The 15,093-nt window shown below is 32.0% G+C and carries 9 protein-coding genes; all 9 read right to left on the bottom strand.

Annotation, left to right across the window (positions count from 1 at the left end; genetic code table 11):
• Window positions 1-52 precede the first annotated feature (52 nt).
• Window positions 53-1,588, bottom strand: coding sequence for an MBL fold metallo-hydrolase RNA specificity domain-containing protein (locus tag ABF633_RS08010; protein ID WP_415523146.1), 1,536 nt, complete (start codon window positions 1,586-1,588; stop codon window positions 53-55).
• Window positions 1,589-1,849: 261 nt separating this feature from the next.
• A complete protein-coding gene (locus ABF633_RS08015) occupies window positions 1,850-2,929 on the bottom strand; it encodes an undecaprenyldiphospho-muramoylpentapeptide beta-N-acetylglucosaminyltransferase (RefSeq protein ID WP_415523147.1) in 1,080 nt (359 codons plus the stop codon).
• Window positions 2,930-3,070: 141 nt separating this feature from the next.
• Window positions 3,071-4,846: a single-stranded-DNA-specific exonuclease RecJ gene (gene recJ, locus ABF633_RS08020; RefSeq protein ID WP_415523148.1), complete on the bottom strand. Its 1,776-nt coding sequence runs from the start codon at window positions 4,844-4,846 to the stop codon at window positions 3,071-3,073.
• 7 nt (window positions 4,847-4,853) lie between these two features.
• Window positions 4,854-5,918 carry a [FeFe] hydrogenase H-cluster radical SAM maturase HydE gene (gene hydE / locus ABF633_RS08025; protein ID WP_415523150.1) on the bottom strand — a complete coding sequence of 355 codons (1,065 nt, stop codon included), beginning with the start codon at window positions 5,916-5,918 and terminating at the stop codon, window positions 4,854-4,856.
• Window positions 5,919-6,090: 172 nt separating this feature from the next.
• Window positions 6,091-7,308: a M16 family metallopeptidase gene (locus tag ABF633_RS08030; RefSeq protein ID WP_415523151.1), complete on the bottom strand. Its 1,218-nt coding sequence runs from the start codon at window positions 7,306-7,308 to the stop codon at window positions 6,091-6,093.
• Window positions 7,309-7,382: 74 nt separating this feature from the next.
• Window positions 7,383-9,221, bottom strand: a complete 1,839-nt coding sequence (locus tag ABF633_RS08035; RefSeq protein WP_415523152.1) for an APC family permease — start codon at window positions 9,219-9,221, stop codon at window positions 7,383-7,385.
• A gap of 259 nt (window positions 9,222-9,480) precedes the next feature.
• Window positions 9,481-10,047: a DJ-1 family glyoxalase III gene (locus ABF633_RS08040; RefSeq protein ID WP_415523153.1), complete on the bottom strand. Its 567-nt coding sequence runs from the start codon at window positions 10,045-10,047 to the stop codon at window positions 9,481-9,483.
• A gap of 80 nt (window positions 10,048-10,127) precedes the next feature.
• The gene (locus tag ABF633_RS08045) at window positions 10,128-13,013 is read right to left on the bottom strand and encodes a DNA topoisomerase IV subunit A (protein WP_415523154.1); all 2,886 of its coding nucleotides are present in this window, start codon (window positions 13,011-13,013) and stop codon (window positions 10,128-10,130) included.
• Window positions 13,014-13,081: 68 nt separating this feature from the next.
• Window positions 13,082-15,037, bottom strand: a complete 1,956-nt coding sequence (locus tag ABF633_RS08050; RefSeq protein WP_415523155.1) for a DNA gyrase/topoisomerase IV subunit B — start codon at window positions 15,035-15,037, stop codon at window positions 13,082-13,084.
• Window positions 15,038-15,093 lie beyond the last annotated feature (56 nt).

A 15,093-nucleotide genomic window follows, 5' to 3' on the forward strand; every position in this document is an offset into this window, starting at 1 on the left:
GTAGAATTTAAAATATACTAGCATACTGGCCTATTTATTTTTTGAATATGCCTTATCTGAATTTCTTTATAGTGTCCTTTATTTTACCTACAAGAAGTTCTTTGTTCATTTCATCAATATTATCTATAGAATCCAAAAGTTTTATTAACTGATTTTTTAGATTAGAGTTACTATTAACTTTTTTTGATATCATTCTTTCATTTATATGAACAATATCACCAGATCTCACTATTCTTGTATTATATCCTTTTTCCCTTGTAAAATTCAGAAAACTTTCCTCTGCTTCTTTTTCTCCATGTACTAGAAATATTTCCTCCGGCTTTTTACTAAAACTATCCAGCCATTGAATCAGACCATTTCTGTCCGCATGGCCTGATAATGCTTCAATATTATATATTGAAGCATTTACTGCAAATTCTTCCCCAAAAATTTTTACTTTTTTTGCTCCATTTACAATATTGTACCCCAGTGTTCCCTGAGCTTGATATCCTACAAAAACTATAGAGCACTCTTTTCTCCACAAATTATGCTTTAGATGATGTTTAATCCTTCCCGCCTCGCACATACCACTAGCAGAAATAATCACTGCACCAGATTGAATCTTATTTATTTTAGCTGAATCTTCCTGGCTGTTAGTAAAAATTAATCCATCAAACCTAAGCGGATTACTTCCATCATCAAATTCTCTTTTAGTTTCCTCATCAAAGCAGCTGCTATATTTCTCAAATATTTTTGTAGATTCTGCCGCAAGAGGACTATCTACAAATACCATCAGATTACCTAGCTCTCCATTTTTTCTAAGTTTACTGAGTTCATATAAAATCTCCTGTACCCTTCCCACCGCAAAGGAAGGTATGACAACATTTCCCCCCCGGTTAAATGTTTCTTTTATTATATTTGTCAGCCTATGCAATTGGCTATTTAAATTATCGTGTAATCGATTGCCATAGGTGGTTTCCATTATCAGATAATCTGCATAATCCAGTATTGTAGGATCTCTCATAATTGGAATGTTCACATTGCCTACATCTCCGGTATATACTATTTTTACCTCATCTTTTTCCTCTTCTTTTACAAATATTTCTACAAAAGCGGATCCCAAAAGATGACCTGAATCCCTAAATCGTATTTTAAATCCATCAAAAATCTCCATGGTGGTATTGTAGGGTATACCTGTAAATAGATACATGGATAACCTGGCAATAGCCGCCGTATAAAGTGGTTCAATTAAATCCAGTCCCTGTCTTCTTCTCCTTTTGTTCTTCCATTCTACTTCCATTTCCTGAATGTAACCACTATCTGCAAGCATAGCTTCGCAGAGGTCCTTTGTAGCATTAGTACAAAAAATCTGCCCTTTAAAACCTTTTTTATAGAGTAGAGGTATTCTTCCACTGTGATCGATATGGGCATGTGATAATATTACATAATCTATTTCTTTTGGATCAAAATTAAACCCATCATTTCCCCTTTCTTTTTCATCCTTACCTTGGTATAATCCACAATCTAATAATATTGTTTTATTACTTACTCTTAAAATATGGCAGGAACCTGTGACACATTCAGCAGCACCGTAAAATTCTAAATTCATATTCCACATCCCCTTTCTATAATTTCATTATACAGTGTATCTTTCATTTTTCGCAATAATTTTAATATTTCAAATCAAAATGTTTACTTTTACATATTAGATAAAAATAAATAAAATATTATAAAAAAATAATCAAAAATCATGAAAATATATTTAAATTTCATAATCTTTGATATTGTCAATTAATCTAAATCATCCTTATTTACATAAATTACAAATTCATAAGCTGCTAATAAAGTATTTTTGATTATTATTCACAAGCTAAGCTTTTTTAGAATATTTATCTATTATGTTTATAATATTATTAACTCCATTTTTTACAGGACTTTCATTCATAGCTTTTATATATTTATCTTTATCTCTACTGAGTTCATTTAATTTATTTATAAGCAGTTCACTGTTTAAGCTTTCCTCTTCTATAACCATACTATATCCGTGTTTTTCAAAGGAGGCTGCATTTAAAATCTGATCACCTCTACTGGATTTTTTTGAAAGAGGAATTAATATGTTAGGCTTCCTAAGTGCTAGAAGTTCAAAAATCACATTAGCACCTGCTCTTGAAATTACTAAATCTGCTGCATTCATTAGATCCGGCAATTCATCCTTTACATATTCAAACTGCTTATATCCTTTTTTCCCTTCTAGAGCACCTTCTAAATTTCCCTTACCACAAATATGAATTACATTATACTTTGATAAAATACTATCAATATTTTTTCTTATAGTATCATTTATTATCTTGGAACCAAGACTTCCACCTATGACAAAGACAACAGGTTTATTTAAATCAGAAAATTTACATAATCTTAGACCATTCATTCTACTGCCTTCAAGCAGTTCTTTCCTTATAGGTGTTCCTGTAAGTACCCCTTTATTTCCCTTTATATTTTTTATGGACTCTGGAAATGTAACGCAAACTTTAGTACAATAAGGTGCCGCCAGTCTATTTGCAAGACCTGGAGTAATATCAGATTCATGTGCTACTACTGGAATTTTACATAGATGTGCTGCTATTACTACTGGAACTGTTACAAATCCTCCTTTTGAAAATACTATATCTGGTTTTTCTCTTTTCATAATACCTATTGATTGAATTATACCTCTTAGAACCTTAAAGGGATCAGAAAAATTTTTTATATCAAAGTATCTTCTAAGCTTTCCACTGGATATAATATGATATTCAATATTTTCTCCTTGTATTATATTTTTTTCTATACCATTTTTAGTACCTATATATTGTACTTCATAGCCTAAAGCTGTGAGCTTAGGTATTAATGCCAGATTAGGAGTAACATGTCCTGCCGAACCTCCACCTGTCATAATTATTTTATGCTCCTTCAAAGAAAGCACCCCCAACAAAATTTTTATTTTAAACTTCCCATATAGACAATTGCTCGCTGTCCCTTATTAAGACAAAACTATAGACTCATTAAGAATCCTTCCAAATTTAACAATAGTACAAATTTACTGAAATAATATTTATTAAGCTCTTGAAGCTCTAAAATCTACAACTCTCATTTGTAAATATTTTTTATCTCTAAAGACATTTATAAAGGGTACGTAAACTAAATCCAATTTTATATTATTGTTATCTGATAAAGCCTGTTCTAAGGAAATATTATAGAAATCCCTAAGCATTTGCTGAAATTCCTCTACCTTTCCAAAACATATGCCGGTTATAACTTTCTTATGATTTTTCGAGGATACTTGAAATTTCAATGTACTTTTAATTTCTCTGCCTAAAAGCTGTATATTGTTTATAAGTACGTCCCTTTCTCCTAATAGAGGAGAGGTATTTCCTTTACCAAAGGGCTCTAATCTATTTATCTCATCAACTAATTTTTCATTTATTTCTTCCAGATGAACTTGCTTTTCTAATCTAAGTTTAGGTATTATATCTTCTTCTGTCAAATTACAGTTTTCATTAAGCTTTTTTCTAAGCAACGCAATATTTTCTTCTTTTATTGATAGCCCTGCTGCCATGGGATGACCCCCAAATTTGTGAAACAAATCTTTGCATTTTATTAACTCTTCAAATAAATTATATTCTTCAATAGATCTGCCTGAACCCTTAGGCATTTCCTTCCCCTTAGTAATAACTATAGTTGGCAAATTAAATTTTTCTCTAATCTTTCCTGCCACAATTCCAGCTATGCTCTCGTGGACATTTTCATTATATACTACTAAGACTCTATCATATTTCATATCTGAATTTTCTATATTGTTTATTATTTCATCTACACATTTCACCGTCATCTCTTGTCTCTTTTTATTTAGCGCCACCAGCTCCCTTGAAAGTGAAATTGCTTCGTTTTTATCCTCCGTTAATAACAGATTAACGGATAACTCCGCAGTTTCCAGTCTTCCCGTAGCATTTATACAAGGTCCTATTAAAAACCCAACGGTGTGAGAAGTAATTTTCTTATTTTTCATCTCTAAAGTTTCTAAAAGAGTATTTATACCGAGATTTTTACTATTACTCAAAGTGTTTAATCCAAGCTTTGCAATAATTCTATTTTCATCCACTAAATCAACTACATCACATATAGTTCCAATACAGGCAATCTCAATATAGTCATAGGCTTCCTTCTCGTCTATTTCCATCTTGGAAAATAGAGCCTGAGCAAATTTAAAGGCTATACCAGCACCACATAATAATTTAAAAGGATAAGTACAATCCTGCTGTTTTGGATTTATTATTGCATCTGCTTTTGGAATAATATACTTTTTATTTTTCTCTTCATCCTCCATAAATGGCAATTCATGATGATCTGTTACTACTACCTTAAAGCCTAATTCTTTTGCAAATTTAATTTCTTCAAGGGCAGAAATTCCATTATCACAAGTTAAAACTGCATGGAAGCCCTGTTCTTTGAGTATTCCCAATCTTTCCTTGCTAAGCCCATATCCTTCCATTTCCCTGTCAGGTATATGATAACTTACTTCAGCTCCACACTTTTTTAATGCTCTATACATTATAACAGTGCTTGTCACTCCATCTGCATCATAATCTCCATAAATAACTATTTTTTCTCTATGTAAAATACTATCCTTTATTATATCCGTTCCCTTATCCATATCCTTCATAAGAAAAGGACTATATAAGTCCTTTTCCTCAGCATTTAAAAATCTATTTATATCAACTATATTTTTTATTCCTCTATTTGCCAATATCTTAGCTGTAGTAGTAGTTATATTTGCTCTTCTTGCTATATAGTCAACGTCTGCATTAGTCCTTTTAAGCATCCATTTTGTCATTAAGCTATCACACCTCATTATTACATGATACTTTTTCACGCTCTTTGTTTCTAAATCCTTTATTCTTACCTATAGTTCTTCCTATAGCTGTAATTTTACCTGTAATACAGGATCTGCAGTGAGCTGGTGTATCATTTATACAAATCTTACCTGGATACAGTGCGTACAACTCTCTGTATTCTCCTTCTGTTACATTTGGCATCACCACATTCGCTCCACTTTGAAGTGCAATTATCCTGCCATTTTTATTTAAGGTTTCCATTGCCGTAGTGGCAGGTATATTTATATCTTTTAAAAGAAGTCTAGTTAGAGCCATAACCTTAAGACTCAAATAAAATTCTCCTCCCATTTCATCTTTTAAAGGTGTATCTGCATTGGGGATAAAAGGTCCAATCCCAATCATATCGGCACCAATTTCTTTAAAAAAAAGTATGTCATCTGCTAAAGAATCAATAGTCTGATTGGGCAGCCCCACAAGGCAGCCACTACCAACTTCATAGCCTAAATCTTTTAAATCTGCTAAACATCTTTTTCTGTTTTCATGACTCATAAAAGGGTCCATGTCCTCATATAATTTTTTATCAGTAGTTTCAATTCTTATGAGATATCTGTCTGCTCCTGCTTCTCTATATGCCTTATACTCTTCATAAGTTTTTTCTCCTATGCTTATGGTTACTGCTACATTCATCTTTTTAATATTACTTATAATGTATTTCATTTTATCTACAGTGTAAAATTCATCTTCTCCAGATTGAAGTACAAAGGTTCTGTAACCATACTCAGCACCTTTTCTTGCCAATTCAATTATTTCATCCGGCATCAACCTGTACCTTTTTATATTTTTATTTCCTGCCCTTAAACCACAGTACATACAATTTCTCTTACATATATTTGAAAATTCTATGAGACCTCTTAAATGCACCTCATCACCCATATATTTTTTTCTTATTCTATCTGCTGAATCAAATAATTCCTGATTGTATTGTGAATCTTTAAGAATCTCTATTATCTCAGCTTTTGTCAGATCATTTGTATATTCAGCTTTTTTTATCAATTCCAAAATATTATCCATATTTCCTCCCCACTCAGAAAATATCATCTCTGAAATGTATTACGCACTTCAAGAACCAGTAAATACCATTTTCAAATATATTACACTCCCAGAGTGCAAATAATGCCATTTGTAAAATATATTACATTACAAAGGTATAGTTAATAATTAATTATATGTTAAATAATAAAACTTAGGAAGTCAATATTTGAATTGTTGGATCTTTTAATATTTTTTTGGCTGCACACATAATTTCCTTTTCTTCTATACTATCATTTGTATAATCAATTAAATTAAATACATCAAAGTTATCATACATAATTTTACTTACAGCTAGAGCCTTAGAAAGTTCTATAGACTTTTCAAGTTGTAATTCTCTCTTTAATTTAATGCTCTTTATCATAGGTTCTATATTATTCTTACAGAAAAGATGACTAAATTTATCTATATTTGATAAATGTCCATTTATTATTTCTATAGCCCTGTCCACATTTGCTACAGAAGTTCCCATGGATATAGTAAAAAGTTTAATACCCTTTTCATTTTTTATGCTGCTGGATACGTCATAAGCCAGGCCATTTTTAGTTCTTATATTATCATATAGAATACTGCTGGTTCCACTTCCAAATTTATAGTTAAATATATTAAGAGCCCACATCTCACCTTCTGTCAGTTCATCTATAGTAAAACAATACTGTATTTTGGATCCTTCAATTCCAGCTTTATTTTTTATGAAAATGCCTTTAGAATTTTTTTCATAAATTATATGCTTACTATGAGTTTTCTGCCCCTTCCACTGTGCAATATATTTTTCAACTACATTTAAAACCTCTTCATATGCCAGAGAAGATACTACACTTATAACACAATTATCTGGATTATAATATCTATTATAAAAATCTCTTATATCTTTTAAAGAGAAACTTTTTATACTATTTTCACTTCCAATTATGCAGGTTTTAATTCTTCTATTTCTAAAAGCATTATTTAACAGCTCATCTTCACAGAACTGAAAATTATCATCTTTCCATTCCTTTAACTCTTCACAAATTACATCTAACTCTTCTTTAAAGCCTTCTTCTGGGAAAGCTGGCTCTTTAACTATATCAGAATATAAATCAAAGCCTTTAGAAAAATCCTCGGATAAAGTTGTACCATAATAAATGGCATAGGGAAAATTAGTCATGGCATTATTAAAGCCAAATATTTCATCACATAGTCTATTTATTTCAATTTCATCTCTTTTAGAGGTACCTTTAAAGAGCATATGTTCTACTACATGAGCAATCCCCATTTCATTTTCCTCTTCCATCAACGCCCCTGCATTAAAGCCTATACAGAAGGAGGTTATCTTACCCTCCCGATGCTCATAAGCAAGATTTATGCCATTTGGAAACTTACAAGTTTTCATAATATCACCACCATAATAATACTTATTTTAATCTTTGCAATAAAAATCTCGAGAAATCAATCTCGAGATTTTTCTTATTCATCTATTATATACGGTATAGTAGTCAATGCAATGTTTCTTCTGTTTAAAAGCACACTTTTTACAAAAAGTGAAGTTTGATTATGAAGAGCATGATGCCACCACTTTCTAACTACAAACTGAGGCATTACAACTGTTATTGTATCCTTAGGTCCTAATACAAACTCCTCTGACTCTATAAATTTAACTAAAGGACCTACCAGACTTCTATAGGGGGAACTCTTTACAGTAAGTGGAATACCTACATTGTATTCCTGCCATCTCTTTTTTAATTTTTCTGTAGATTCCACATCTACAGATACATGAAATACAATAATATCCTCTGATATGGCTCTGGCGTAATTAAGAGCTTTTAAGAATGATTTATTTAAAGTATCTATAGGAACAATAACATAATTTCTGTTAGCCCCGTAATGCATTTCCTTAGGTTTTATATCAAGTGGAAGTCTAAGAGAATCTGCCACCTTGTTATAATGATTTTTAATTCTCATCATTATAAATACTAATAAAGGTATTAACAGACATACAATCCAGGCACCATGTACAAATTTAGTAATTCCTATTACAATAGCCGTAATACAGGTAATTAGAGCTCCGAAACCATTTATAAAAGCTTTATGCCTCCAATTCCCTTCCTTTTTTCTAAGCCATCTCATAAGCATTCCCGATTGTGAAAGGGTAAAGGATATAAAAACTCCAACAGCATATAATGGCAGTAAATAATGGTTTTCACCTTTAAAATTTATAAGTAATATACTGGCTGCTATGGCTAAAACTACAATACCATTGGAAAAGCTCAATCTAGTTCCTCTTTTAGACAGCTGCCTTGGTGCATATCCATCCCTTGAAATTATGGATAATAAAAAAGGGAAATCCGCATAAGCAGTATTGGCAGCCATAATAAGTATTAAGGCAGTAGTTCCCTGAATCACATAAAACATGAATCCATTTCCAAATACTTCTGTAGCAATTTGTGATATAACTGTTCTGTCAAGGCTTGGCACCGCCTGATACATTGTAGCTAGATAGGATATACCTGTAAATAATACAAAGGCAATGCATCCTAATATTAAAAGCACTTTTTTTGCATTTTTCTGGCAAGGTTCTTTAAAGTTAGGAATACCATCACTTACAGCCTCCACACCAGTTACAGCCGTGCATCCACCTGCAAAGGCCTTTAAGAATACAAAGAAAGTAAGTTGTCCAGTAAAATCTGGCAATTTTTCTAAGGGTTTAGGAACATATCCAAAGACTTTTACCCTTACAATACCCACTACTATCATAATTATCATACTTATAATAAACAAATAGGTTGGTATTCCAAAAAGTCTTGCCGAATCTTTGAGTCCTCTAAGATTACCAATAGTCATTATAATTACAATTATAAGGCATATAGTAAGCTTATAATGTAAAAGTTCCGGTATTGCTGAAGTAATAGCGCTGGCTCCAGAAGAGACACTTACTGCTACTGTTAAGACATAGTCTATACAAAGCGAAGCACTAGCAACAAGGCTTGGAACTGTACCTAAATTATCTTTAGCAACTATATACGATCCCCCACCCTTTGGATAACTGTCTATAGTTTGTCTATAAGAAAACATAAGTATAAACAAAAGCAAAACTATTAAAAGAGCTACATAGAGCATCTTTTGAAATGCCATGATTCCAATAGCAGGAACCAGTATCCAAAGTATTTCTTCTCCAGCATAGGCTACTGAAGAAATAGCATCGCTCGAAAGAATTGGCAATCCCCAAAACACATTGAATTTTTCAGCTTTTAATTCCTCTGTTTTTAGAGATTTACCTATTAAAAACCCTTTTATTTTTTTAAACATCTTCCACCTCTAGTAAAAACTTTTCATCTTCTTTGTGCATTTTACAAATATCCAGACATCTAAAAAAATTATAGCAAAGTGTGCCCCATACTGAGTAATTATTTTTGCAGATATCTTAAATAAAGTAACACTAGTTGATTATATCTTACAAATAGCATTTATTAAAACTATTTATCAGTGTAAATTTTCTCTAAATAGCTCATATACACTGTTTATTTTTATATATCATAGAATTAAATATACTTAACTCTTTTTTTCATTATTTTGCAGTTTCTTCTACAAAATTTAATAGCATTCCTTCTTTTAAGTTATCTGCCTTATCTTTACCTGCTATTTTTTCTGCTAATTTTAATCCAAAATATATGGCAGTAGCAGGTCCTCTGCTGGTAATAATATTTTTATCTTCCACCACTATGTCTTCTATATAATCGGCAGCCTTTAGCTCTTCTTTAAAATCTGGGTAAGAAGTTATTTTATGTTTCCTATAAATATCTGCTTCCTTCAACACAATAGGAGCAGCACAAATTGCTGCAACAATTTTATTATCCCTATAAAAATCCTTTACTATTTCTATAACTTTCTTATTTTCTTTAAGATTTTTTGCTCCAGGCATACCACCTGGAAGCACCACTGCACCATATTCATTCTCATCAATTTCTTCTATCAATTTATCTGCCTTTACTTCAATGCCATGAGAGCCTTTTACAAAACTGCCAGCTATGGAACAGGTATCACATTTAACATTTGCCCTTCTCAGTATATCCACTACAGTAAGTGCTTCTATCTCCTCAAATCCCTCTGCAATAAATAATAAAACATTAATCATATTTAACCTCTCCTTTTAACTTTTATGTTTTAACGTAGATCTAAAGCCGACTATATTGTTTCCTTTGAAACTTTTAACCTTTATCTTCTTCTAATTTTTATTTCCTTTATGCGATCTCCCATAAGTACAAGCATTATATTTTTCCCTCTTCCTGCCCTGTTTTGAAGTTTGAATTCCTCAAGAGGTATAATTTTACTTTCCTTATTCTTGGATTTTACAGTAACAGCTTTATACTCCTCATGGCATAAAAAACCATATAAAGCTTCATCTTCTTCATCCAAACTTATGCCTGTTACTCCTGAAGCAATTTTACCCATGTAACTTATGTTTTTAGATAAAAACCTTATACTCATTCCCTTTAGCGTAATAATTATAATATCATTATCTTTTTCTTTATCTAAAAATTCAACATTTATCAATGTGTCCTTGCCTCTAAATTTATATGCTATAGTACTGGTATTCTCCATTTTAAACTCTTCTAAAGCTGTTTTCTTGATTAATCCATTTTTTGTAAAGAAATATACATCTATGGGTTCCTTAAAGTCCTTCACAGAAATTATATTCAATATTTTTTCTGACTTTTCATCAAAATCTTCGTTAATTTCTCCTATATTTATGCCTTCACTATCCAGGTTTTGCAAAAAGAAAGCTGATACATATAATAACTTTCCTGTATCGGTAAAAAACAAAATGGTGCTTGAGGAATCTGTGCTGCATTCCTTTACATTAGAATTATTTTTAATTTTATCATCTATTTTTATGTTTCCAGTATTATTTACGCTGACTTTAAAATTTTTATAACTATATTCATTACTAAACTCTACATTTATAATGCTATCCTTATTTGAAAGATTAAAGAGTTTTGTACCAAAACTGTTTCTTTCTGATTCCTCAAGAACTGGTTCTTCTATATCAAATTTAAATTTTAATTTAGTTTCAACAGTTAAAAATTTTTCTTCCCTATTTTTTTGTACTAATTGTACAAAAATAAGTTTTTCATTATCCCTCGTTTTCAATGCCATAATTTTAGAGTAATTTGAGCTAAACTTATCTAGGGATATTTTCTTTATAAATCCTCTATCAGTTATAAAAATGAAATCCTCTTGAGAAAGAATATTTTCTATGGAAAATACATTTACTATATGCTCTTTCTCTAGGTCTAAAGCTCTTATAAGGGTATCCAAACGCTCTCCCTTTTCTTTCCACTTGTATTCAGGTATAGCATTTCCCTTTACCTGATACATATTTCCTCTATCTGTAAAAAACATAATTGTATGCTTTGTATTGGAATTAAGTAGAAATTTATTATAATCCCCTTCCCTGTACTCTATATCCTCTACATTGGTATTAGATCTGCTGTAAGTCTTTTGAGATATTCTCTTTATATATCCTTCCTTTGATATAGTGACTACAGTATCCTCTACTACAATTAGCTCCTCTAAGTCTATTTTTGCTTCCTCTTCATTTTCAATTATCTCCGTTCGCCTGTCGTCGCCATATTTTTCCCTTACTTCTTTCAACTCATTTTTTATAACCTTAAGTAATTCTTTTTCCTTCTCAAGAATATTTTTCAGCTTTTTAATTGTCTTTTCCAATTCTCTGTATTCTTTTTCAAAGGTTTTTATCTCCAGACCTGTAAGTCTGTACAACATAAGCTCCACTATTGCCTGGGCCTGAATTTCTGTAAATTCATACTCTTTCACTAGATTATCAATAGAGTCTTTCTTAGATTTTGAAGCCCTTATAGTAGCAATTATATCATCCAATATATCTATAGCCTTAATAAAGCCCTGTACTATGTGAAATCTTTTTTCAGCTATTTCCAGTTCTTTTTCCGTTCTTCTTTTAATTACATCTTTTTGGTGTTCTACATAGTATTTTAAAATAGTCTTAAGTCCCATAGTAAGAGGTTTACCATTAGCTAAAGCTACCATATTGAAGCTTATATTACATTGAAGCTCTGTCTTTTTAAAAAGATACTTTTGTACCTTTTCAACCTCTTCTTTAGATATAGTCTTTTTAAATTCTATAACAGCTCTTATTCCAGATCTATCAGATTCATCTCTAATATCCATTATGCCTTCTAATACCTTCTGGTGTCTTTTATCTCCTGTCATTTCAGAAATAGTCTGCAATATTTTAGCTTTATTTCTCCTATAGGGAAATTCCGTTATAACAATTCCATATCTGCCATTTTCCAATTCTTCTATACTGGTCTTTGATCTTAAAGTAACTTTTCCCTCTCCAGTTTCATAAGCAGATAAAAGTGATTCTGCTCCAATCAGTATACCTCCAGTAGGTAGATCCGGTCCTTTTATGTACTGCATAAGTTCCCTTGTGGTAACTTCATTATTATCTATGTACAAAAGTGCTGCATCTATAACCTCTCTCAAATTATGAGGAGGTATATTTGTTGCAAGGCCTACTGCAATACCAAAGGCTCCATTTACTAAAAGATTAGGATATTTAGCTGGAAGAACCTCTGGTTCAAGCTCTGATGCTGAATAATTGTCTACCATATTCACTACATCTTTGTCCATATCCTTAAGCATTTCCATGGCATTAGGTGTAAGTCTTGCTTCTGTATAACGCATAGCAGCAGCATTATCACCATCCTGACTTCCCCAGTTTCCATGTCCATCTATAAGTGGATACCTGGTGGTAAAGCTTTGGGCAAGTATTACCATAGCATCATAAACAGAGGTATCTCCATGAGGATGGTATTTTCCAAGAATATCTCCTACTATTCTTGCAGATTTATAGTAGGGTTTATCAGGAAATGCCTTCATCATATAAGCACCATATAAAATTCTTCTATGAACGGGCTTTAGTCCATCGCGGACATCTGGCAGTGCTCTGTCTTTTGCTACCTCCACAGCATAGGGCAAATAATTATCTGGCATAGCCTCCTCTAAGGGAACATTAATTATATTATTATCTTTTGGTATATCTATCTTCTTAGCCACGTAATTTCCTCCATTGATGCATATTCAAATAAATAACTATTAACTATTTATTTTCGCATGCCTGAATTTTAAAATTCTGCGTATTTGTACATATAATTTTTTCTAGGCTCCACTATATCTCCCATTAAAAGAGATACCATTTTTTCTGCCTTTGCAGCATCTTCAATGGTTACTCTTTGCAATGTTCTTGTAGTTGGATTTAAAGTAGTATCCCAAAGCTGATCGGGATTCATTTCCCCAAGCCCCTTATATCTTTGTATTAGTGCTCCCTTGCCTACCTGTTTTTTTGCCTCAGCTAGTTCATCATCAGAGTAAGCATATTTTATTATCTCTTTATTTTTAACTTCTTTATATACCTTATAAAGAGGAGGAAGAGCAATATACAAATGTCCATTGGCAATAAGGGGTCTCATATATCTATATAGATAAGTCATCCAGAGAGTTCTTATATGATATCCATCTACATCTGCATCACTCATTATTATAATTTTATCGTATTTTAAATTATTTTCTCTATAATTATCCAATACACCAGTACCCACTGCTGCAGTAAAAATTTTAAGTTCCTCGCTGGCAAGGACATTTTCTAGTTTCTGCTTCTCAGTATTCATAATTTTACCTTTAGAGGGCATAATAGTTTGAAATCTTCTATCTCTTGCCTGCTTTGCACTGCCTCCAGCAGAGTCCCCTTCTACAATTATAAATTCAGCTACAGAGGAATCCTTTAGAGTGCAAACTGCTACCTTACCAGCTAAAGGAGCTGCACCCTTTCCTATTTTCTTTTTTTCAGCCTCATTTATCTTCTTTATCTTTTCCCTTCTTGTAAAGGCTTGTATTGCATTATTTATAATAGATGCAGCCAGATCCTTATTGTCTTCAATCCATTCACAGAGTTTTGTATAGGAAAGATCATTCATCATAGTAGCCGCTTCACTGTTTCCAAGCTTTGTCTTAGTTTGTCCTTCAAAAATGGGATTTGATAATTTTATTTTTATTATGGCTGTCATTCCCTCTCTTAAATCATCCCCATCAAACTCTTTATCCTTTTCCTTTAAGAGATTTAATTTTTTTGCCCATTCTTTAAAAGCTCTGGTCATTCCAGTCTTAAAGCCAGTTTCATGGGTTCCTGCTTCTGTGGTAGGTATATTATTTACATAACTAGCTATGTATTCTGTAGTTGAATCCGTAAACTGCATGCAAACTTCTGCCTGCATATATATTTTACTTATTTCTCTTTCCCCTTCAAATATAATAGGATCCTTGTGAAGTGGGGTTTTACTTTCATTTAAATAATCTATAAAATCTAAAAGACCTCTTTCAGAATGATATATCTTACTAAAAGGTTCTTCTTTCCTATTATCTATTAATTCCAGCGTTATGCCTTTATTTTGAAAGGCTAATTCCTGAAGTCTTTCATCTATTACTTCAAATTTAAAATCCGTAGAACTAAAAACCCTTTTATCCGGTTTAAAGGTTACAGTAGTTCCCGTTTCCTTTGTATTGCCAGCTTTATTTAATTTTGTTACTGGTGTACCCGGCATATATTTATCAAGAGTTTTATCAAAAGCATATTCAAATCTCTGTTTGTATATGTGACCATTTTGACTGACTTTAACTTCCAGCCATTCAGAAAGTGCATTAACTACTGCTGCACCAACGCCATGAAGTCCACCAGAGGTTTTGTAGTTCTTATTGTCAAATTTTCCTCCAGTGTGAAGCTCTGTATATACCATTTCCACTCCTGATTTTTTCTTAATTGGGTGGATTCCCGTTGGTATACCTCTTCCATTATCTGAAATAGTGACACTTTTATCCTGATTTAATATGACTGTAGCTTTATCACCGAAGCCATTGGATATCTCATCTATAGCATTATCTAATACTTCCCATATACAATGATGTAATCCCTTTATTCCAGTGGATCCGATATACATGCCGGGTCTTATTCTAACTGGTTCTAGTTTTTCAAGAGATGTAAGGGATAGTACATCATAATCCTGTTCTCTTTCATTTTCTAAATTCATGTTATTCAATTCCTCCATATAAGCACATTTAAGAAACTAGGTAAAATATAACACTT

Origin of the sequence: Clostridium sp. (genome assembly GCF_047718555.1) — a bacterium.
Taxonomy (GTDB): Bacteria; Bacillota; Clostridia; order Clostridiales; family Clostridiaceae; genus Clostridium_I.